Below are 20,632 nucleotides of genomic sequence, written 5' to 3' on the forward strand. Positions count from 1 at the left end.
CCGCGCCAGCATGGGGTGGCAAGTCGCCGGTCGCGGGCCGTCCCGCGGCGCGGCGATGCCAAGGTCAGGGCCGGGGAGCGGTGCCGACTGTGGCGCCCGTCTCTCGAGCGGCCGGCTCGGCACCAGCGATCGGCATGCGCAGGTCGGCCCGGTCGCGCGCCCGCAGCCGGCCGATCAGCTTCGCGAGCCCCCAGGCAGTCGGTTCAGCGCCTGATGCCGAGCGCGGCGAGCATGAGCGCGGGCAGCTCGGACTCCAGATCCGGCCTGCGCCGCACCGATCCGGTGCGAACCAGGTCGTTGGCGATGGTCAACGCCATGTGCACGACCACCCGAGCCTCGGGGGTGACCAGATCCGGCCGGATGGCCATCAGCAGCCGCACCCACTCCGCCACGTACTCCCGCTGCACCCGCCGCAGCTCGTTGCGTTCCGCCGCGGTCAGGGCACCGATCTCCCTGCCGATCATCAGCAGGTCCGCGCAGTCGCGCATGACCTGCACGTACGACCGGACCAGGCCTTCCAGTGCCTCCCGCTCGGTCTTCGCGGTCGCCGCGACCTGGTCCCTGCCCCGTGCCAGGCGATCGTGGATGCGCGCGGACGCGGCCATGAACAGCGCCGTCTTGCTCGGGAAATGCCGATACACGCTGGGGCCGCTGATCCCCGCGGCGGCGCCGATGTCCTCCATGCTGACCTCGTGGAAGCCACGTTCCCCGAACAGCCTGGTGGCTTCGATGAGCAGCTTCTCCCGCCTGCTCGGCTGCATCACCGGCATGACCGGGGCGGGCTCACCGGCGAAGCCGTCCGTCTCACCCGTCGCCGGTGTGTGATGCAACACAGCGCGCGCGGCCTCGACGAGCAGCTCCACGTACCGGCGACGGCTCAGCCGTGTGGAGTGCACCGCCACGCTGCCGAACACGCTCAACGCCGCCCAGCAGAGCATCGTGGCGTCTTCTTCCGACACCTCGGGCCGTGCCGCGCGCAGCGGGCGCGCCCAGCTGGCGATCAGCTCGCTCCACCGGCGACGCAGCGATTGCTGGTCCTCCGGGCGGAGGTTGCGCCGCTCGCGACGCCACAGCGCGGAGATCTCCGGCCGCTCCACGGACACCCGCGCGAGCTTGGTCAAGATGGCCTCGACCTGCTCGACCGCGGGCACCGCGGTGTCGTCCGGCAAGGCCGTGGTGGCCGCCGACAGGTGGTCGATCGCCAACGCCACGACGTGCGCCAGGATCGCCTGCTTGTCCGCGAAGTGCCGGTACAACGCCGGGCCGGTGATCCCGGCGGCCGCCGCGATGTCGGTGATGCCCACTTCGTGGAACCCGCGCTCGCAGAACAGCTTGGCCGCGACGGCGGCCAGCTGCTCCTTGCGGTCCTTGGGGCGCCTCGGGCGCCCCCCACGGTCGGCGATCGTCGTCATAGGTGAGTCCACTGTAGCGGGAGTCGTGCGTGTGACAACCGGTTGACAACAGGCAGTTCGGCGTCACTATGTTAGTGAGCATTAGCGCCATCCGTGCATGACAGTGCAGTCTAGGAAGGACCGTCGGCGTGACTGAGGCGTTCATCTACGAGGCGATCCGCACGCCTCGCGGCAAGAAGAAAAACGGCTCGCTGCATTCGATCAAACCGGTCGACCTGGTGGTCGGGCTGATCAACGAGCTGAAGGCACGGCATCCGAATCTCGACCCGGCCGTGATCGACGACGTGGTGCTCGGCGTGGTCACGCCCATCGGTGACCAGGGTGCGGTGATCTCCCGGACCGCCGCGCTGGCGGCCGGCCTGCCGGAGACGGTCGCCGGTGTCCAGCTCAACCGTTTCTGCGCGTCCGGCCTGGAGGCGATCAACACCGCGGCCCAGAAGGTACGCGCGGGCTGGGACAACCTGATCATCGCCGGAGGCGTCGAGTCGATGTCCCGGGTGCCGATGGGGTCCGACGGTGGCGCGATGTTCATGGACCCGGCAACGTCCTACGACCTGTTCATCGTCCCGCAGGGGATCAGCGCCGACCTGATCGCCACCATGGAGGGCTTCTCCCGGGAGGACGTCGACGCCTACGCGCTGCGCTCCCAGCAGCTGGCCGAGAAGGCCTGGTCGAGCGGCTACTTCAGCAAGTCCGTGGTCCCGGTCAAGGACATCAACGGTGTGACCGTGCTCGACCACGACGAGCACCGGCGCCCGGACACCACGATGGAGACGCTGGCCAAGCTCAAGCCGTCGTTCGCGGGTATCGGCGAGATGGGCGGTTTCGACGCGGTGGCGCTGCAGAAGTACCACTGGGTGGAGAAGATCGACCACGTGCACACGCCGGGCAACAGCTCGGGCATCGTGGACGGCGCGGCCATCGTGCTGATCGGCAACGAGCAGGTGGGCAAGGACCTCGGCCTCACCCCGCGGGCCCGCGTGGTGGCCACCGCGGTGACCGGCGCCGACCCGACGATCATGCTCACCGGTCCGACGCCCGCCACCGAGAAAGTGCTGGCCAAGGCCGGCTTGACGGTGGACGACATCGACCTTTTCGAGCTGAACGAGGCGTTCGCGTCCGTGGTGCTGAAGTACCAGAAGGATCTGAAGATCCCGGACGAGAAGCTCAACGTCAACGGCGGCGCGATCGCGATGGGGCACCCGCTCGGCGCCACCGGCGCGATGATCACCGGAACCATGGTCGACGAGCTGGAGCGGCGCAACGCGCGCTACGCGCTGATCACGCTGTGCATCGGCGGCGGCATGGGTGAAGCCACCATCATCGAGAGGGTCTGAGCATGACGTACACCAACACGATCCGCTGGGAGTCGGACGCCGACGGCATCGTCGTACTGACGCTGGACGACCCGAACCAGTCGGCGAACACCATGAACAGCGACTACCTGCAGTCGCTGAAGGCCACCGTCGAGCGCCTCGAGGCGGAGAAGGACCAGATCACCGGTGTGGTCATCACCTCGGCCAAGAAGACCTTCTTCGCCGGTGGCGACCTGAACGACCTGATCAAGATCCAGCCGGAGGACGCCGAACGGCTCACCCGTGAGTCGAAGGAGATCATCAAGGCGCCGATGCGCAAGCTGGAGACGTTCGGCAAGCCGGTGGTCGCCGCCATCAACGGCGCCGCGCTCGGCGGTGGGCTCGAGCTCGCGCTGTGTGCGCACCGCCGCATCGCCGCCAACGTCAAGGGCGTGCAGATCGGCTTCCCCGAGGTCACCCTCGGCCTGCTGCCCGGCGCCGGTGGTGTCGTCCGCACCACCCGGCTGCTCGGCATCCAGGCCGCACTGCTCAACTGGCTGCTGCAGGGCCAGCGGCACAAGCCGGAGAAGGCCAAGGAGCTGGGCCTGATCCACGAGCTGGTGGACAGCGTCGACGAGCTGATCCCGGCGGCCAAGAAGTGGATCAAGGACAACGCGGACAACCCGGAGGCGGCCGTCCAGCCCTACGACCGGGACGGCTACAAGATGCCGGGCGGCACGCCGTCGAACCCGAAGTTCGCGGCGAACCTGCCTGCGTTCCCGGCCAACCTGCGCAAGCAGCTCAAGGGCGCGCCGATGCCGGCGCCGCGGGCGATCATGGCCGCTGCGGTCGAGGGCGCCCAGGTGGACTTCGAGTCCGCCATGGACATCGAGACCCGCTACTTCGTCAGCCTGGCCACCGGGCAGATCGCGAAGAACATGACCAAGGCGTTCTTCTTCGACCTGCAGGCCATCAAGAACGGTGGCTCCCGGCCGGAGGGCTACGACACCCACCGTCCGCGCAAGATCGGTGTGCTCGGCGCGGGCATGATGGGCGCGGGCATCGCCTACGTGTCGGCCAAGGCCGGTTTCGAGGTGGTGCTCAAGGACGTCACGCTGGAAGCGGCCGAGAAGGGCAAGGGCTACTCGGTCAAGCTCGAGGAGAAGGCCGTCTCGCGGGGCAAGACCACCCGGGAGAAGGCCGACGAGCTGCTGGCCAGGATCAAGCCGACCGCCGACGTGGCGGACTTCGAGGGCGTCGACTTCGTCATCGAGGCGGTGTTCGAGGACCAGGCGCTCAAGCACAAGGTGTTCCAGGAGATCGAGAACATCGTGACCCCGGACGCCGTGCTCGGTTCCAACACCTCGACGCTGCCGATCACCGGCCTGGCCAAGGCCGTGCAGCGGCAGGAGGACTTCATCGGCATCCACTTCTTCTCGCCGGTGGACAAGATGCCGCTGGTGGAGATCATCCGCGGCGAGAAGACGTCGGACGCGGTGCTGGCCAAGGTCTTCGACTACGTCCAGGCGATCCGCAAGACGCCGATCGTGGTCAACGACAGCCGCGGGTTCTTCACCAGCCGGGTGATCAGCATGTTCATCAACGAGGCGCTGGCTGCGGTCGGCGAGGGTGTCGAGCCCGCCACCATCGAGCAGGCCGGTGCGCAGGCCGGGTTCCCGGCTTCGCCGCTGCAGCTGTCCGACGAGCTGTCGCTGACGCTGATGCAGAAGATCCGCAAGGCGACCGAGGAGGGCATCAAGGCCGAGGGCGGCACGCTGCCGCCGCCGCACGGCTCCGCCGCGGTGGTGGACAAGATGGTCGACGAGCTGAAGCGGCCGGGCCGGGCTGGTGGTGCCGGCTTCTACGAGTACCGGGACGGCAAGCGCGTCGGCCTGTGGCCGGGGCTGCGGGAGGCGTTCGACTCCGGGTCCGGCGAGGTGCCGTTCGAGGACCTGAAGGACCGGTTCCTGTTCTCCCAGGCCGTGGAGACCGTGCGGTGCTTCGACGAGGGTGTGATCAACACCGTCGCGGACGCCAACATCGGCTCGATCTTCGGCATCGGCTTCCCGGCGTGGACCGGTGGTGTCGTGCAGTTCATGAACCAGTACCCGGGCGGGCTGCAGGGCTTCGTCGACCGGGCGCGTGAGCTGGCCGCCAAGTACGGTCCGCACTTCGAGCCGCCGCAGTCGCTGGTCGACAAAGCGGCCAAGGGCGAGATCTTCGAGTAGTTCCCCTGCGCGCATCGGCCCGGGAGCCCGCACGGCTCCCGGGCCTTTGCCTGTTCGGCCGCCTTCCGCCTCGTCCGTGCCACCGATCTGCCGAGGCGCATCAGCTCGGGTCGGTGAACGGCACCCAGATCCCCTTGAGGTCGCGCAGGGCGATCAGTTCGTCCGGTGCCCCGGCCGCCGCGATCAGCCGTGGCCGGGCGGGAGCCGGATTCCGCCCGGAGCGCTCGATGCGGCGACGACGGCCGACGGACTGTCCACGGCGAGCCGGTGCCGGTGACCTTCCCGCCGCACCGGCCGCTGTCGACCGGTGGCTTCGATCACTCGCCGACGCGCAGGCCGAACACCATGCGCCGGACGGTCGCGCCGACCGCGGGGCGCAGCGCGGCAGGGTCGTCGGCGTTGGCCAAGGTCATCCCCGCGCCACCGAGCATGTGGAAGACCAGGCGTGCGGTGATCTCGGGATTGTTCGAATCGAAGTAACCGGCCGCGACGAGGGCGTCGACACCGCGCCGGATCAGGCCGAGCGAGTACTTCTCCGCATATGCCATCCAGGTGGCATAGCCGATGGCGCCGATGGCTTCGCGCCAGACGATCGCGCTGTACACCGGTTCCAGGCACGCGTCGAGGAACTCCTCGACGCCGGCCAGCGAAGCTTCCCACAGGTCGTCGTGGCGCTGCATCACGGCTTCCACGCGCTTGATGACCTGCTGTTCCTGCTCGTTGAACACCGCGATGAACAGAGCCTGCTTGCCCGCGAAGTGGTGATACACCGCGCCGCGCGTGACGTTCGCCGCCTTGGCCACGTCATCCAGTGACGTGTTGGCGTAGCCGCGCTCGACGAACTGCTTGGTGGCCTCCTCGATGAGCGCGGCGCGCGTCGCTTCCGCGTACATGTCACGACGCGACTTGACCGGTGCCATACGTCGAGTATAGTCACATACACCGAGTATGTGAGATTCAGCAAGTAGGTGAGCGCCATGTCGGGTTGGCAGCGGACACACCGCAGGTACCAGCTGGTCTATGACGTGGCCTCGGACGTCGCGCGACACGGCGCCGCGGCGCTCACGAAGTGGCGCCGCGCCATCGATGCGGAGTACGGCGGAGTCGGCGATTTCCTGCTGGATGCCCGGCGCCGATGGCTGACTGCCGTTGCGGCCTACAGCGACTACTCCGCGGCACCTGCGGCGGAGGCGGCCCGGCGGAACAAGGAGCTGCGTGCGCTGCTCGACGCCTTCGCCGAGCACCCGGTGCTCGCCGACGATCGGCTCGCATACGCCCAACCGGCCTGAAGGAGGAGTGGATGACCGCCACCGAGCCGCTGTTCAACCCGTTCGCCCCGGGATTCACCGAGAATCCGTACCCGCATTACGACAGGCTTCGGGAGCAGGCGCCGGTGTACCAGCATCCACTCGGCTTCTGGATTCTCACCCGGTACGACGACGTGGCGGCGTTGCTGCGGGGCGGACACTCCGTGGAGCCGCGCAACATGGCGCCGAGCCCCATGCGAGACCTGCAGCAATCCGTCTACGGCGACGGGAAGCCGGTCTTCAATGCGATGTCCATGCTGGATCGCGACCCGCCGGACCACACCAGGCTGCGCAGGCTGGTGTCGAAGGCGTTCACCCGGAAAGCCGTCGAAGAGCGGCGTCCGCACATCGAGCGACTGGTCGACGGGATGCTGGACGACGTCGCGAAAGCCGGCGGAGGCAATCTCATCGAGGCGTTGGCTTTCCCGCTGCCCTTTGCCGTCATCACCGAGATGATGGGCATGCCGGACTGGATCGACGTCGGCCGGCTGCGATCGCTCACCGGCATGGTGGTGCGGTCACTGGAGCCGCCCGCCGACGTCGAGCTGATGAAGCAGATCAGTGCCGCGGGCCAGGAGCTGGTCGAGCTGGTCGCCGAAGCCGTCGAGTGGAAGCGCAGGAACCCGGCCGACGACCTGCTGACGGCGCTGATCGCGGCCGAAGACGACGGTGACGTGCTGACCGACGAAGAGCTCGTCGCGCAGGTTGGCCTGCTCTACGTCGCCGGCCACGAGACCACGGTCAACCTGATCGGCAACGGGACGCTGGCGTTGCTGCGTCACCCCGAGCAGCTGCGCCTGCTGCGGGAGAACCCGGATCTGACGCCCAATGCGATCGAGGAGCTGCTGCGCTACGACGGTCCGGTGCAGCAGAGCAGGCGGATCACGCTGCGGACGTATCGCATCGGCGAGCACGAAATCCCGGCGGGGGCGTTCGTGCAGGCCGGACTGATGGCGGCCAACCGGGATCCGGCGAAGTGGGGGCCGGACGCCAACGAGCTGCGTCTCGATCGTCCGGGGGCGCACCAGCACCTGGGATTCGGGGCGGGGCCGCACCACTGTCTCGGTGCGGCACTGGCCAGGCTGGAGGGCCAGGTGGCCATCTCCCGGCTGGTGCAGCGGTTCCCCGGCCTGAAGCTGGCAGGCGAGGTGAAGTGGAACGGCCGCATCAACCTGCGCGGCCTGACCGAGCTGCCGGTGGCGGTGTAGCCGGGAGCCGGGCCGGGTGACCTGGCGGTGTGGTCGGAGCCGGGCCGGGTGACCTGCCGGTGTGGTCGGGGCTGATCGGCTGACTGTGCCGGTGTGGTCGGGTCGACCGGCGGTGCCGGTGTGGTCAGGCTGACCGGCGGTGCTGGGTGTCGTCAAGCCGTGCGGCCAATGCCCCGGTGCCGCACGCCGGCCCGTGGCCCCGCATGTGCCGTGGCTTGTCCAGCCCGCCCGTCAGACCGGGTGTCGGCGGACCATGGTCGGGGCCAGCCGAGAGAGCAGCGATTGGCCTCCGGGGCGACGTCTGCGGCAAGACCATGAGCGTTTCAATGATCAGTCGGTCAGGTTGGATACGAGATCGTCTCACGCGCCAACCACCTCATGGGGTGCCGGCGTGCCCGCAGGTGCGGCACGCCGGCAAGCGAACGCGCTCGTCCGGCAATGGCCGGAACACGGGCGACGTTTCGGATGGACGCGCACGGTTTGGATGGACACACCCTCGTGGCCGCTCTCGTGGTAGCCGGGGCCATGAGTCCGGCGACAGCGTCAGCTGAGCCGTGTGCCCGGGCACGGCCGCCCTTCCGCTTCTCCTGACCGCGGTGACGTCGGCCGAGCCGTGCGCCCGGGGCACGGCCGAGCCGCGGTCAGGACCGCGGCCGATCCGGGCCGTGGTGAACAGCAGCAGTCCGGTCAGGCGCAGTCCCGGGCCGCAGTGAAGCTCCGGCTCAAGCCGGGCCGCAGTGAAGCTCCAGCTCAAGCCGGGCCGCAATGCAGCCGCAAGTCAGTCAGGCCGGAGCCCGGGCGCCAACCGAGCCGTCGGTCCGGCCACCATCGGGGGCAGCTGGCGCGTCACAGCAACGGCGGGACGACCGCGTCGATGAGGTGCGGGCCGGGCTCGTCGAACGCCCGGCGCAGCGCGTCGGCCAATTCCTCGCATGTGGTTGCGCGGGTGGCCGGAACCCCCATGCCTTCGGCGATCTTGGCGAAATCCATCGTCGGCCGGGACAGATCCAGCAGCGCCTTGGCCGCCGGGCCGGACAAGTCCGCCCCGGTCCGCTGCATCTCCATGCGCAGGATCGCGTAGGCGGCGTTGTTCAGCACCACGGTGGTGACGTTCAGGCTCTCGCGGGCCTGCGTCCACAGCGCGGAGATCGTGTACATGGCGCTGCCGTCGGCCTCCAGGTTGAGCACCGGCCGGTCGGGCGCCGCGATGGCCGCACCGGTGGCCACCGGCATGCCCTGGCCGATCGCGCCGCCGGTCAGCGTCAGCACGGTGTGCTGCGGTGCACCTGCCGTGGCCATCGGCAACAGCACGCCGGAGGTGTTCGCCTCGTCGGAGATGATCGCGCCTTCCGGCAGCAGCGCGCCGACGACGTCGACCCAGTTCTGCGGGGTGAGCTCGCCGCTGGGCAGCTCGGGCCGCCTGGCCTCGGCCGGCTGCGGCTCGGCGTCCGGCGCCGCCCGGTCGGCCAGCGCCGCCAACGCGCCGACCACGTCCTGCTCGCGGGTGGCCAGCACGTGCACCGTCGCGTCCTCGGGCACCAGGTCGCTCGGTTTGCCGGGGTAGGCGAAGAAGGACACCGGCGCCTGGGTTCCCGCGACGATCAGATGCTTGATCCCGGTCAGCTGGTACTGCACCTGTTCGGCCAGGTAGCCGAGCCGTTCGATGGCCGGCAGGCCCGCGCCGCGCTCCAGGCGCGCGGGGAAGGTCTCCACGAACGCCTTCGCGCCGGTGCCGGCCGCGATCCGGCTCGTGGCCCGCAGGCCGTCGGGGTCGCAGGCCGGGCCACCGATGAGCAGGGCGGCCGGTTCCCCGGAGGCGAGAACGCCGGCGATCTGCGCGACGACGTCGTCGTCGACCGGTTTGCGACTGCGTGGCGGAACGGGATCCGCGACCTGGCCGCCCTCACCCCACGAGACGTCCGCGGGCAGGATGAGGTTCGCGTGCCTGCCAGGCGGATCCTGCGCCGCGGCGACGGCGGTGGCGGCGTCCGCGCCGATGTCCGACGGGTGCTTCACCCTGCGGGTCCACCCGTGCAGCCATTCGGCCAGCGGCTCGATCTCCGACTCCAGCGGTGCGTCGTACTGCTTGTGGTAGGTCGCGTGATCACCGATGACGTTGACCACCGGGGTGAACGCCCGCCGGGCGTTGTGCATGTTCGCCAGGCCGTTGACCATGCCGGGGCCGAGGTGCAGCAACGTCGCTGCCGGCTTGCCCGCGATCCGTGCGTAACCGTCGGCCGCGCCGGTCACCACGCCTTCGAACAGGCCGAGCACGCCGCGCATCTCCGGCACCGAGTCCAGCGCCGCAACGAAATGCATCTCCGACGTTCCCGGGTTGCCGAAACACACCTCCACGCCCGCGCCGGCCAGGGTGCGGATGAGGGCTTGCGCGCCATTGAGCTCGCTCACTCGCTGCTCCTTCAGTGCTCAGTGCTGGTGGTGCTGGTCGGTGTCGCTCACTGGTCGGCGGACGGTGCGATCGGGTCGAACAGCACGCCGGGGTTGAGGATCCCTGCCGGGTCGAACGCTTGCTTGATCCGCCGCATGAGCTCGATCTTGGCCGGGTCCTCCAGCGCTTGGAAGTAGCCACGCTTGGCGCGGCCGATGCCGTGCTCGCCGGAGATCGCCCCGCCGAGCCGCACGCCCTCGGCGAAGATCGCCGACAGCAGCTCGGCCCGCTTGATCGGGTCGGCCTGGAACACCGCCAGGTGCACGTTGCCGTCCCCGGCGTGACCGCAGCCCACCACCCCGGACTGGTTCTGCGCGGCCAGCTCCCTGGCGCGGGTGAGGAATTCCGGCATCGCCGAGCGCGGCACCACGACATCGATCACGTCGTGGGCGCCCGCGGCCTTGGCCGTCCAGAACGCGTGTTCGCGCGCCTGGATCAGCTTGCGCGCGGAGGATCCGTCGAGCACGTAGCAATCCATCGCGCCGAGCCCGGTCAGCAGTTCGGCGACCGCCTGCACGTCGCCGTCCAGCCGCTCCTGCTCGCGGTTCTCCAGCGCCACCACCAGATAGGCCTGGGCCTTGTCCCGCACGTCGTCCGGGATGCCGAGCTCCAGCTGCGAGGTGTGCGTGATCGCCGCCATCGTCAGGTTGTCGATGTACTCCAGGATGTACGGCGCCAAGCCACTGCCGATCACCTTCGGCACGGCAGCGACCACCTCGGTGAACTCGGTGAACGGCGCCAGCACGGTCGCGCTGTGCGGCAGGCGCGGCACCAGCTTCACGATCACCTCGGTGGCCAGCGCCAGGCTGCCTTCCGAGCCGACGATGAGCTGCGTCAGGTCGTAACCGGTGGAGACCTTGGCGATCCGGCCGCCGGTGCGGATCAGCTCGCCGGTCGGCAGCGCCGCCTGCAGGCCGAGGATGTTGTGCCTGGCCACGCCGTACTTCACCGCGCGCATGCCGCCGGCGTTGGTGCCCACGTTGCCGCCGACCGATGCGGACTGCTCGCCGGGGTAGACCATGTAGGCCAGGCCGTGATCGGCGGTGGCCTTGTCCAGCTCGTCCAGCGTGACCCCGGGCTGCACCACGGCCACGTGATTGACCGGATCCACCTCCAGCACCCGGTTCATGCGCTCGAACGAGATCACCAAACCGCCGTCCACCGGCCGGGCGGCCGCACTCAGCCCGGTGGCCGACCCACGTGCGGTCACGGGGATGCGCAGTTCCGTGGCCGTGGCCAGCAGCTTGGCGACTTCCTCCGCCGTGCCGGGCTTGGCCACGTAGGCCGGCTTGGCCGGCTCGACCTGCAGCGTCTCGTCGTGCCCGTAGTCCTCGCCGACGTCGTCGCCGGTCAGCAAGTTGTCTGCCCCCACGACCTCCGCCAGCCGGGCCTTGGCGTCGGTCTCGATCGTGCTGGACACCACGAACCACCTCGTCCTTCTCGCAGGCTGTGAGCGCGGGATGCCCCCGACCCTAGCGGCCGGGGGCATCCCGCGGAAGATGAAACTTGTTCACTTGTACAAGACGGCCCGCCTGGTGATCACTCGGCGCGCCGGAACGACAGGGTTTCTCCTTCCACGCCGCGCAGCCAGAGGTCCTGGGCGGCCGCGGCCATCTCGTCCAGTCCTTCGACGATGGTGGCGAAAACATTGCCGGGAACCCAGCCGACGTCGCCGTTGAGCAGCAGGTTGTTGCGGCCGTAGAAGATCGCCAGGTCGGTGGCTCCTTCGGCGTTGTGCGCCGCACTGCCGGCGTCGTAGCCGTAGGCCGGGTTGCCGATCTCCCACGGCTCGAACCCGAAATACACCACGTCCCCTGGGATGGGGGTGACGGTCGGGTTCTCCCGGCCGGGCGGTGGATCGGCGAACGGCTTGACCAGCGTGTAGACCTCGTTGCGGGCGTACTTGGCGTGGTAGGCCTGCCCGCTTTGCGGCAGCGCGTTCCACACCGCCTCGCAAGTCCGCGGGGCTTCGTGGTCCAGCAACGCCGCGCGGCAGTTGACGCCGCGTTTGTCCAGGCTGATGGTGATGTACCTGGTCACGCCGTCACCTCGGCGACGACGTCCTGCCAGATGCTCAGCGCCTCGTCGATCTGCTCGCCGTTCACCACCAGTGCGGGGATCATCCGGACCACCTGGCCCCATGCCCCGCAGGTGAGCAGCAGCAGGCCCTTCTTGGCGGCGAGCTGCTGCGCGGCGGCTGGGGTCTTGCCGTCCGGCTCGCCGTCGGGCGTGACGAATTCCGAGCCGACCATCAGGCCGAGGCCGCGCACGTCGCCGATCGCGGGCGTCTTGTCGGCAACGGCGCGGGCGCCGTCCAGCAAGCGCCTGCCCTGCTCGGCCGCGTTGGCGACGAGGTCTTCCTCGTGGATGACATCCAGCGTGGCGAGCGCGGCGGCGCAGGCGACGGCGTTGCCGCCGTAAGTGCCGCCCTGGGAGCCGGGCCATGCCTTGCTCATCAGCTCGCGGGACGCGGCGATGGCCGACAGCGGGAAGCCGCTCGCCAGGCCCTTGGCGGTGATGACGATGTCCGGGCGGACGCCGAAGTGCTCGTGTCCCCAGAACTTCCCGGTCCGGCCGAAGCCGGTCTGTACCTCGTCGACGATCAGCAGGATGCCGTGGTCGTCGCAGCGCTGCCGCAGGCCGGCCATGAACTCGGCGTTGGCCGGGACGTAGCCGCCCTCGCCGAGAACCGGCTCGACGATCATCGCCGCTGTGTCGGCGGGGGAGGACATGCTCTGCAGCACGTAGTCCAGCTCGCGCAGGGCGAACCTGGTGGCGGTGGCCTCGTCCCAGCCGTAGTGGAAGGCGTAGGGGAACGGTGCGAAGTGCACGCCCGCCATCAGCGGGGCGAAGCCGGAGCGGAACTTCGTGCCGCTGGTCGTCATCGAGGCCGCGGCGACGGTGCGGCCGTGGAAGCCGCCGTGGAAGGCGATCACGTTCGGCCGGCCGGTCGCCTGGCGGGCCAGGCGCAGCGCGGCTTCCACCGCCTCGGATCCCGAGTTGACGAAGAACAGCGTGTCCAGGCCGCTGGGCAGCACCTCCCCGAGGCGCTCGGCGAGTTCCATCAACGGCCGGTGCATCACGGTGGTGTACTGCGCGTGGATGATCTTGCCGATCTGTTCCTGGGCCGCGGCCACGACTTTCGGGTGGCAGTGGCCCGTGCTGGTGACGCCGATGCCGGACGTGAAGTCCAGATGACGAGTGCCGTCGGTGTCGTACAGGTACACACCTTCGCCGTGGTCCACGACGACCGGTGTTGCCTGCTTGAGCAGCGGTGAAAGCTCGGACACGGAGGTGCTCCTGGTTCGTTGTGGGGATCGCCCGTCGACAGGTCTTCCGGCTCTTGTCGATTGTCGACAATGTCCCTAGCATGACTGTCGCGCGCCCCGGAAGCAAGTGGCCCGATCGGAGGCACGGGGCAGTGGAACACCAGCCGGTGAACCCGGCCGTCCTGGCAGGAGTAGTCATGACCGCAGCACCCACCGAGTCCGCTGTCGTCGACAACGTCGCGAAGGACCTGTTCATCGGTGGACAGTGGCGCAAGGCCACCGGTGGCAGGACGATGCCGGTGCACGACCCGTCCACCGGCAAGGTCTTGTGCGAAGTCGCGGATGCTGCTCCGGAGGACGGCATGGCGGCGCTGGATGCCGCGGTCGCCGCGCAGCCGTCGTGGGCCAAGTACCCGCCGCGCGAGCGGGGCGAGATCTTGCGCCGGGCGTTCCAGCTGATCATCGACCGCACCGAGGAGCTGGCGCTGTTGATGACGCTGGAGATGGGCAAGCCGCTGGCCGAGTCGCGCGCCGAGGTCGCATACGCCGCCGAGTTCTTCCGGTGGTTCTCCGAGGAAGCCGTGCGGATCGAGGGCGGGTATGCGGTGGCGCCGAACGGCAAGGGCCGGTTCCTGATCCATCGCCAGCCGGTCGGCCCGGCGCTGCTGATCACGCCGTGGAACTTCCCGATGGCCATGGGCACCCGCAAGCTGGGCCCGGCCATCGCCGCGGGGTGCACGTCGGTGATCAAGCCGGCCGAACAGACGCCGTTGTCGATGCTGGCGCTGGCCGAGATCCTCGCCGAGGCCGGGCTGCCGGACGGCGTGGTGAACGTGGTGACGACCAGTGACGCGGGCGGTGTGATGGAACCGCTGATCCGGGACGGCCGGGCGCGCAAGCTGTCGTTCACCGGCTCGACGGAGGTCGGGCGGAAGCTGCTCGAGCAGTGTGCCGACAAGGTGCTGCGCACCTCGATGGAGCTGGGCGGCAACGCACCGTTCATCGTCTTCGACGACGCGGACCTGGACACCGCGGTGGAAGGCGCAATGCTGGCGAAGCTGCGCAACATCGGCGAGGCCTGCACCGCGGCCAACCGGTTCTACGTGCAGCGCGGGGTCGCCGACGAGTTCGCGCGGCGGCTCACCGAGCGGATGGCGGCGCAGCCGATCGGCCGCGGCACCGAGGAGGGCGTGGTGATCGGCCCGCTGGTCGACGAAGCCGCGGTGGAGAAGGTCGACATGCTGGTGGCTGATGCGGTCGAGCGCGGCGCGAAGGTGCTGACCGGCGGGGCGCCGCTGGACGGGCCCGGGCACTTCTACCCGCCGACGGTGCTGTCCGACGTGCCGCAGGGGGCGCGGCTGGCGCGCGAGGAGATCTTCGGCCCGGTCGCCCCGATCCACGTTTTCGACACCGAGGAAGAGGTCGTCGCCAAGGCCAACGACACCGAGTACGGTTTGGTCAGCTACGTGTTCACCCAAGACATCGACCGCGCGCTGCGGGTGTGCGAGGCGCTGGAGACCGGCATGGTCGGGCTGAACCAGGGCATCGTGTCCAATCCGGCGGCCCCGTTCGGCGGTGTGAAGCAATCGGGCATCGGCCGCGAAGGCGGCACGGTGGGTATCGACGAGTTCCTGGAGACCAAGTACATCGCCATCGCCGTGAAGTAGCCGCGGCAAGACGCCCGCACGATCGGACACGGTGGCGTGGCCGCGCTCTGGCATGGTCACGGCGCGAGGTAGCCGGATCGGGGAGGTCGTAACCGCTCGGTCGGGGATCTCATGCGAGACCGTGAAACGGCCTCGTTCGACGCCGGCGCGTACTTGGCGTTTGTGCGTGATCACCGAACGCATGAGAAGGTGCGACTCCTTCGCTCCGGGGCGAAGGGTGAGGAATGCCGGTCTCGTACAGAGAAGTCGCTGTCCTCTTCGGTGAGTTCGAGAAGTCGACCGTCCGGCTCGAGTGCCAGCAGACCTACAAGATTCCCGATGAGCAGGAGGATCTGCGTCGGTATCGGCCGGAGAGCCGAAGCTGCCCGGACCGAACGGCAGGACCGAACAGTGAATGGCACGAACTGATCCGGGCTCGCCGCGCCGAGGGCAAGGTCATGCAGCGCCTCGAAGTGGCCCGGCGTCCGTTCACGCCCGGGTAGCGATCCACAACCCGCACCTGGCGGGGGTGATCTTGCGGCTGTGCAACGTGCTCGAGGACGCGCACCACCTCGGCGAGTTGCCGCCGCTCCCGTTGCTGGCCGAACTGGGGAAGTATCTGCAGGCGCTGGCTGGGTTGGTTCACGCCCTGGGTGCGCAGGGGCGTGTGGTGTCGTCGCGGCACGAGGCAGCGCATCCCGGTTGCGCCTAACCTGAGATGTCGACGCCGTCCTTCGGCACATCGGGCGGGGCCGAGTACAGGCTGGTACCGGGCGCGAGGCGGTTGATCGCGTCCTCCATGTGCGCCTCGAGCAGTGCCAGTGCTCGTTCCTCGTCGCCCGCTTCGATGGCGTCGACGATCGCGGTGTGCTCGGCGACCCGGTCGGCGGGGCTGTGGCCGGTACGTTGCAGCGCGGCCAGGCACATCCGGGTCTCGATCAACAGCGTGCTGGCCATCCTGGCCAGCCTGCGGCTGCCCGACAGCGCCACCAGCTCCTCGTGGAACCGCAGGTCGGCGCGGCTGACCGCGGACGGATCACCGTCGTCGGCGGCGCCCGCCATCTCCGCCAGCACCTCCCGCAGCCGCTTGGCCGCCTTCTTCGGGTCGGACCGGATGATGCGGATCAACGCGGCGCGTTCGATCGCCGCGCGGGCGGCGTAGATGTCGTAGACGTCACCCGGTTCCAGCTCGATGACGAACAGCCCGCGATGGCGCTCGCTGCGCAGCAGACCCTCCGACACCAGCCGCTGCATGGCCTCCCGCAGTGGCCCCCGGGAGACCTGGAACCGGGCCGCCAGCTCGGCCTCACCGAGCTGCGTACCGGGCTGCAGCGCGCCGGTCATGATGGCTTCGCGCAGCTGCCGGGCGATGATCGCGGCGGTGGATTCCCGGCTGATCGGCTGGACATCCGGCATGTTCACCGAAACAACGCTCCCAACTGCTCGGCGCGCTGCGGCAACCCCGCCAGGCGCAGGCCTTCCCACACCGTGACCTGATTCGCGGTCAGCACCGGTTTCCCGATGCGCTCTTCGATTGTCGGGACGACCCTCAGCGTGTGCATCGCCGTGTCCGGAATCAGCAGCGCGTCCGCGTCCGGGTGGTCGTTCGCCGCCGCCAGCGCGACCACCTCGTCCGGCCGGAGCCGGCCGACCTCCGCGGCCGTGTCGATGCCTGCGGACGTCCGCGAGACGACCTTCAGGCCGTGATGGGACAAGAACTCCTCGAACAGGGCGGCGATGTCTTCGGGATAGCTCGCCGCTACTGCCACTCGCCGCACCCCGAGCGCCTGGGCGGCGTTGGTGAACGCGAAGGACGTGCTCGACGCCGGGACCCCCGCGGCTTCGCTCAGCTTGCGCGCCTGCTCGGCTGCGCCATCCGGCCGGTAGACGAAACTCCCGCTGGTACACGCCCACACCACGGCCGTGGGGGAGTGCTTGGCCAGCTTGGCCGCGCCGTCGGCCAGCTTGGCAGGCGAGCCGAGGTCCATCAGCTCCGCCACGGCGTGCAGGTCGGTGCCGTAGATGTGCTCGACCACCAGCTTCGCCGCGCTTGCGGTCCCCTCGAGCAACTGCTCGGCATACGGATAGTCGTCCTCGGCGGCGTGGTCGGGATAGATGAAACCGATCGTGTGCACGGTGCTCCCTGACGTCTGGGCGTCCGCAGGCGCGGATTGTTGACAATCATACGAACCGCTCCTAGCGTGTCAACGTGCCAGAAACTCCTGTCGTGACCGTGCTGTGCGGCGACGACCAGCCGCGGGGAATGGCCGAGGTCGAGCGGCTCGCCGAGGTCCGTTACGTCCGGGCCGACGGGCTGCGTGACGCTCTGGCGGGCGCAGACGTGCTCTTCGTCTGGGACTTCTTCTCCCCGGCGGTCCGTGCGGCCTGGCCTGCGGCGGACAAGCTGCAGTGGGTACATGTGGCGAGCGCGGGGGTCGACGCGATCCTGTTCGACGACCTGCGCGACAGCGACGTCGTGCTGACCAACTCCCGCGGGGTGTTCGACGACGCCATCGCCGAATACGTCCTCGGGCTGGTGATCGCATTCGCCAAGGACTTCCCCCGCACGCTGCAGCTGCAGCGCGAACGTCGCTGGGAGTGGCGGGAGACCGAACGGGTCGGCGGGCGCAAGGCACTGGTCGTCGGTACGGGCCCGATCGGCGCGGCCATCGCACGTCTGCTGCGAGCCGTCGGCATCGAGGTCCGCGGTGCCGGCCGGAGAGCCCGCGAGGACGATCCCGACTTCGGCATCGTGCACTCCTCGGCGGAACTGCCGGACCACGTGGGCTGGGCCGATTTCGTCATCGCCGTCCTGCCGCTGACCGACGAGACCCGCGGCATGTTCGACCGCAGGGTGTTCGCCGCGATGAAACCCACCGCCCGGTTCATCAACGTCGGCCGCGGTGAGCACGTCGTCACCGAGGACCTGATCGCCGCGTTGCGGGCGGGGGAGCTGGCCGGTGCCGCGCTGGACGTCTTCGACCAGGAGCCGCTGCCGTCGGAGAGTCCTTTGTGGACGATGGAGAACGTCGTCGTGTCGCCCCACATGTCCGGTGACACGGTCGGCTGGAAGGACACCCTCGCCCGGGTGTTCGTGGCGAACTTCCGGCGCTGGATCGCGGGCGAGCCGCTACACAACGTCGTGGACAAGAAGCGAGGCTACGTACCGACGGGAGGAAGCAGATGACCACCGCGACCGCGCTGGCCGCCGAGTACGCGCAGGGCACGCTGTCACCGGTCGAGGCCACGCAGGCCGCGCTGGAGGCCATCGAGAAGCGAGACGGCGAGCTCAACGCCTACTGCCTGGTGGACGCCGACCAGGCGCTGGCACAGGCCAGGGAATCGGAACGCCGCTGGCGGTCGGGTGAGCAGCGCAGTCCGCTGGACGGCGTGCCGTCGTCGGTCAAGGACGTCTTCCTCACCAAGGGCTGGCCAACGCTGCGCGGCTCGCTGTGCATCGACCCGGACCAGCCGTGGGACGTCGACAGCCCGGTGATGGCGCGCATGCGGGAAGCCGGCCTGGTCGTGCTGGGCAAGGTCACCACCCCGGAGCTCGGCTGGAAGGCCACGACGGACTCGCGCCTGTGCGGCGTCACGCGCAACCCGCACGACCCGAGCAAGACCGCGGGCGGCTCCAGCGGCGGGAGTGCCGCGGCCGTGGCAGCCGACATGGGCGTGCTGTCGGTCGGCACCGACGCCGGTGGCTCGGTACGCATTCCTGCCTCGTTCTGCGGTGTCGTCGGCTTCAAACCGACTCACGGCCGAATTCCGCTGTATCCGGCGAGCCCGTTCGGGGCGCTGGCGCACGCCGGTCCGTTCGCGCGCACGGTCGACGACATCGCGCTGATGATGGACGTCCTGGCGCAGCCCGACCCCCGCGACCCGACCTCACCACCGTCGATGGACGAGACGTTCGCGGAGGCGGTGGCGCGGGACGTCAGCGGGCTCAAGGCAGCGTTCTCGCCCACGCTCGGCTACGTCGACGTGGACCCGGAGATCGCCGGGGTCGCCGCGGATGCGGTGCAAGCCGTCCGGGAATCCGGCATCGCCGTCGACGAGGCCGACCCGGGCTTCGCCGATCCGGCCGACGCCTTCGAAGTGCTGTGGGCGTGCGGGGCGGCGAAGGCGCTGAGCGCGTTTCCGCCCGGCGCGCGGGAGAAGGTCGACCCCGGGCTGGGCAAGATCTGGGATCTGGGCAGGACCTTCTCGGCGGTGGACTACCTGACCGCCAACGAGACCCGGGCGGCGCTGGGCATCCGCATGGGCGAGTTCCACACCCGCTACGACGTGCTGATCACCCCGATGATGCCGGTGCGCCCGTTCGAGGCCGGGCACGACGTCCCGCCGGGCGGGCCGTACACCAAGTGGTGGCAGTGGACCGGGTTCACCTACCCGTTCAACATGACCCAGCAGCCCGCGATCAGCCTGCCGATCGGGCGCACCTCGGACGGGCTGCCGGTGGGGCTGCAGATCGTCGGTCCGCGGCACGCCGACGACGTGGTGCTGGCATTCGCGCGGCACGTGGAGCAGGTGCTGGCCGGGCAGGCAGCCCGGTAGCCCGGGTCGTGCCTGCAGGCCGCCGATGCGCATCGCGCAGGCGGCCAGCCGTGGTGGTGCCGCAGGCATGCGTCAGGCGAGCAGGCGCCCCCAGCGGCGCGGCTGATCAGCTCGCCTTCAGCACCTGCTGGATGAACTCGGCGATGTGCCCGACGGCCAGCCGGACTTCCGGCGTCGGCGCCAGCACCGGGAAGGCGTGCACCTGGCCGCGCCAGACCTCCAGCTTGCACTCGGCGCCTGCCGCCCACAGGGCCTCGGCCATCGCTTCCGCGTCCGCCAGCAGCACCTCGGTCTCCGCCGCCATGATCAACGTGGGCGGCATGCCGGTCAGGTCCGCCCGGACCGGGGAGATCGGCGGCCCCTGGCCGTCCGGGTCGGTGGACCACAGCTCGGCCGCCTTGCTGAGGTGCTTGGCCAGGATGTAGGTGTCCTTGCCCCAGTTGGCGTGCTTGCTCCGCGCCTGGCCTTCCAGGTCGGTCACCGGGCTCAGTGCGACCAGGCCCGCGGGCAGCGGCAGGCCCTCGTCGCGGGCCTTGAGCGCCGTCGCGAACGTCAGGTACCCGCCCGCGGAGTCGCCGGCGAAGACGATGCGCTCGGGCCGCAAGCCGGTGCCGAGCAGGTGCCGGTAAGCCGCCAGGCAGTCCGCCACGGAGCCGTTGATCGGTGTGCTGGGCAGCTGCCGGTAGGCGACCGAGAACGCGGGAACCTTGCTGCGCTTGGCCATGGCGGACACGGCAGGCCGGTGCGTGTTCAGCCCGCCGGAGAAGAATCCGCCGCCGTGGAAGTACAGGATCGCCGCGTCGTCGACCGCGCCCTCGGGCCGCAGCCACTCGGCCTCGAATCCGTCCAGCTGTACCGGTGTGACGGTGATACCGCGCGGCATGCGCTTGCGCCGCCCGGCGTGTGCGTCCCACTGCTCGGCGGCCCGCAGCACCTTCGGGTGCGTGATCGGAACGAATCGGCCGACCGTGCGGCCGAACAGCCAGAACGTCGCGTACAGCACGCGTGAGTGCAGGCTCAGGCGCGGCGGCCGGGTTGCTGCCTGTGTCATCGCCACCTCCGGATACCCACGGTATCTCAATTGGGCGGGTCCGGACGCATGACGCGAGTCAGGCCACAGGCTGGTCCGGACGCATGCCCCGAGTCAGGCCGCAGCCGGAGCACGACGGCGGCGGCTCACAGCACCGTGGCGCCTTACAGCACCGCCGTGGCTCACTACACCGCCGCGGTTGACAGCACCGTGGCTGCTCACGGCACCGCG

18 protein-coding genes are annotated in these 20,632 nt (G+C 69.7%); 9 read left to right on the forward strand and 9 right to left on the reverse strand.

What is annotated here, in order from left to right; all coding sequences use genetic code 11:
* Positions 1 to 203 precede the first annotated feature (203 nt).
* A complete protein-coding gene (locus CXP56_RS09600; protein WP_028846771.1) occupies positions 204 to 1,412 on the reverse strand; it encodes a TetR/AcrR family transcriptional regulator in 1,209 nt (402 codons plus the stop codon).
* Between the two features lie 128 nt (positions 1,413 to 1,540).
* On the opposite strand from CXP56_RS09600, the gene CXP56_RS09605 reads away from it, so the two are divergent.
* Together CXP56_RS09605 and CXP56_RS09610 are read left to right on the forward strand one after the other, a co-directional pair.
* A complete protein-coding gene (locus CXP56_RS09605; protein WP_028846770.1) occupies positions 1,541 to 2,749 on the forward strand; it encodes an acetyl-CoA C-acetyltransferase in 1,209 nt (402 codons plus the stop codon).
* Between the two features lie 2 nt (positions 2,750 to 2,751).
* Positions 2,752 to 4,935: a 3-hydroxyacyl-CoA dehydrogenase NAD-binding domain-containing protein gene (locus CXP56_RS09610; protein ID WP_028846769.1), complete on the forward strand. Its 2,184-nt coding sequence runs from the start codon at positions 2,752 to 2,754 to the stop codon at positions 4,933 to 4,935.
* Between the two features lie 317 nt (positions 4,936 to 5,252).
* Here CXP56_RS09610 and CXP56_RS09615 read toward each other — a convergent pair whose 3' ends face one another.
* A complete protein-coding gene (locus tag CXP56_RS09615) occupies positions 5,253 to 5,855 on the reverse strand; it encodes a TetR/AcrR family transcriptional regulator (RefSeq protein ID WP_028846768.1) in 603 nt (200 codons plus the stop codon).
* Positions 5,856 to 5,912: 57 nt separating this feature from the next.
* On the opposite strand from CXP56_RS09615, the gene CXP56_RS09620 reads away from it, so the two are divergent.
* Together CXP56_RS09620 and CXP56_RS09625 are read left to right on the forward strand one after the other, a co-directional pair.
* Positions 5,913 to 6,224 carry a hypothetical protein gene (locus CXP56_RS09620; RefSeq protein ID WP_028846767.1) on the forward strand — a complete coding sequence of 104 codons (312 nt, stop codon included), beginning with the start codon at positions 5,913 to 5,915 and terminating at the stop codon, positions 6,222 to 6,224.
* A gap of 11 nt (positions 6,225 to 6,235) precedes the next feature.
* Positions 6,236 to 7,450 (forward strand): cytochrome P450, encoded by a 1,215-nt coding sequence (locus tag CXP56_RS09625; protein WP_286900822.1) that lies wholly within the window; start codon positions 6,236 to 6,238, stop codon positions 7,448 to 7,450.
* 846 nt (positions 7,451 to 8,296) lie between these two features.
* Here CXP56_RS09625 and CXP56_RS09630 read toward each other — a convergent pair.
* The 4 genes from CXP56_RS09630 to CXP56_RS09645 form a co-directional block, all read right to left on the reverse strand.
* The gene (locus CXP56_RS09630; protein ID WP_286900823.1) at positions 8,297 to 9,859 is read right to left on the reverse strand and encodes an acetolactate synthase large subunit; all 1,563 of its coding nucleotides are present in this window, start codon (positions 9,857 to 9,859) and stop codon (positions 8,297 to 8,299) included.
* Positions 9,860 to 9,906: 47 nt separating this feature from the next.
* Positions 9,907 to 11,319 carry an FAD-binding oxidoreductase gene (locus CXP56_RS09635; RefSeq protein ID WP_245566562.1) on the reverse strand — a complete coding sequence of 471 codons (1,413 nt, stop codon included), beginning with the start codon at positions 11,317 to 11,319 and terminating at the stop codon, positions 9,907 to 9,909.
* A gap of 119 nt (positions 11,320 to 11,438) precedes the next feature.
* Entirely contained in the window at positions 11,439 to 11,939 is a 501-nt protein-coding gene (locus CXP56_RS09640) for a DUF3830 family protein (protein WP_028846763.1), read from the reverse strand.
* Entirely contained in the window at positions 11,936 to 13,189 is a 1,254-nt protein-coding gene (locus CXP56_RS09645) for an aspartate aminotransferase family protein (RefSeq protein ID WP_286900825.1), read from the reverse strand. Before CXP56_RS09645 ends, CXP56_RS09640 begins: the two co-directional genes overlap by 4 nt.
* A 176-nt stretch (positions 13,190 to 13,365) precedes the next feature.
* On the opposite strand from CXP56_RS09645, the gene CXP56_RS09650 reads away from it, so the two are divergent.
* The 3 genes from CXP56_RS09650 (at position 13,366) to CXP56_RS09660 (ending at position 15,526) form a co-directional block, all read left to right on the forward strand.
* Complete coding sequence (locus CXP56_RS09650; RefSeq protein ID WP_286900827.1) at positions 13,366 to 14,835, forward strand: NAD-dependent succinate-semialdehyde dehydrogenase; 1,470 nt, start codon at positions 13,366 to 13,368, stop codon at positions 14,833 to 14,835.
* 224 nt (positions 14,836 to 15,059) lie between these two features.
* Positions 15,060 to 15,317, forward strand: a complete 258-nt coding sequence (locus CXP56_RS09655) for a DUF6879 family protein (RefSeq protein ID WP_028846760.1) — start codon at positions 15,060 to 15,062, stop codon at positions 15,315 to 15,317.
* A 26-nt stretch (positions 15,318 to 15,343) separates the two neighbouring features.
* Entirely contained in the window at positions 15,344 to 15,526 is a 183-nt protein-coding gene (locus tag CXP56_RS09660; protein ID WP_028846759.1) for a hypothetical protein, read from the forward strand.
* On the opposite strand, the gene CXP56_RS09665 is transcribed toward CXP56_RS09660, so the two are convergent.
* Together CXP56_RS09665 and CXP56_RS09670 are read right to left on the reverse strand one after the other, a co-directional pair.
* On the reverse strand, positions 15,523 to 16,236 hold the full coding sequence (locus CXP56_RS09665; protein WP_028846758.1) for a GntR family transcriptional regulator: 714 nt from the start codon (positions 16,234 to 16,236) through the stop codon (positions 15,523 to 15,525). The genes CXP56_RS09660 and CXP56_RS09665 overlap by 4 nt on opposite strands.
* Entirely contained in the window at positions 16,233 to 16,949 is a 717-nt protein-coding gene (locus tag CXP56_RS09670) for a maleate cis-trans isomerase family protein (protein ID WP_028846757.1), read from the reverse strand. Before CXP56_RS09670 ends, CXP56_RS09665 begins: the two co-directional genes overlap by 4 nt.
* Positions 16,950 to 17,077: 128 nt before the next feature.
* Between CXP56_RS09670 and CXP56_RS09675 the strand changes: the two genes are divergently transcribed.
* Both CXP56_RS09675 and CXP56_RS09680 read left to right on the forward strand, forming a co-directional pair.
* Positions 17,078 to 18,001 (forward strand): D-2-hydroxyacid dehydrogenase, encoded by a 924-nt coding sequence (locus CXP56_RS09675; RefSeq protein ID WP_051309883.1) that lies wholly within the window; start codon positions 17,078 to 17,080, stop codon positions 17,999 to 18,001.
* On the forward strand, positions 17,998 to 19,371 hold the full coding sequence (locus CXP56_RS09680; RefSeq protein ID WP_028846755.1) for an amidase: 1,374 nt from the start codon (positions 17,998 to 18,000) through the stop codon (positions 19,369 to 19,371). The genes CXP56_RS09675 and CXP56_RS09680 overlap by 4 nt, the downstream gene beginning before the upstream one ends.
* 106 nt (positions 19,372 to 19,477) lie before the next feature.
* Here CXP56_RS09680 and CXP56_RS09685 read toward each other — a convergent pair whose 3' ends face one another.
* Positions 19,478 to 20,422, reverse strand: coding sequence for an alpha/beta hydrolase (locus CXP56_RS09685; protein WP_156899110.1), 945 nt, complete (start codon positions 20,420 to 20,422; stop codon positions 19,478 to 19,480).
* Between the last annotated feature and the right edge of the window lie 210 nt (positions 20,423 to 20,632).

The organism is Thermocrispum sp., from assembly GCF_002919275.1.
GTDB lineage: Bacteria > Actinomycetota > Actinomycetes > Mycobacteriales > Pseudonocardiaceae > Thermocrispum > Thermocrispum agreste.

What these genes read in the sequence shown, in the direction of transcription:
- CXP56_RS09650 (WP_286900827.1), top strand. Translation starts at nt 13,366, where the DNA reads ATGACCGCAGCACCCACCGAGTCCGCTGTCGTCGACAACGTCGCGAAG.
- CXP56_RS09625 (WP_286900822.1), top strand. Translation starts at nt 6,236, where the DNA reads ATGACCGCCACCGAGCCGCTGTTCAACCCGTTCGCCCCGGGATTCACC.
- CXP56_RS09620 (WP_028846767.1), top strand. Translation starts at nt 5,913, where the DNA reads ATGTCGGGTTGGCAGCGGACACACCGCAGGTACCAGCTGGTCTATGAC.
- CXP56_RS09600 (WP_028846771.1), bottom strand. Translation starts at nt 1,412, where the DNA reads ATGACGACGATCGCCGACCGTGGGGGGCGCCCGAGGCGCCCCAAGGAC.
- CXP56_RS09655 (WP_028846760.1), top strand. Translation starts at nt 15,060, where the DNA reads ATGCCGGTCTCGTACAGAGAAGTCGCTGTCCTCTTCGGTGAGTTCGAG.
- CXP56_RS09685 (WP_156899110.1), bottom strand. Translation starts at nt 20,422, where the DNA reads ATGACACAGGCAGCAACCCGGCCGCCGCGCCTGAGCCTGCACTCACGC.
- CXP56_RS09610 (WP_028846769.1), top strand. Translation starts at nt 2,752, where the DNA reads ATGACGTACACCAACACGATCCGCTGGGAGTCGGACGCCGACGGCATC.
- CXP56_RS09675 (WP_051309883.1), top strand. Translation starts at nt 17,078, where the DNA reads ATGGCCGAGGTCGAGCGGCTCGCCGAGGTCCGTTACGTCCGGGCCGAC.
- CXP56_RS09615 (WP_028846768.1), bottom strand. Translation starts at nt 5,855, where the DNA reads ATGGCACCGGTCAAGTCGCGTCGTGACATGTACGCGGAAGCGACGCGC.
- CXP56_RS09680 (WP_028846755.1), top strand. Translation starts at nt 17,998, where the DNA reads ATGACCACCGCGACCGCGCTGGCCGCCGAGTACGCGCAGGGCACGCTG.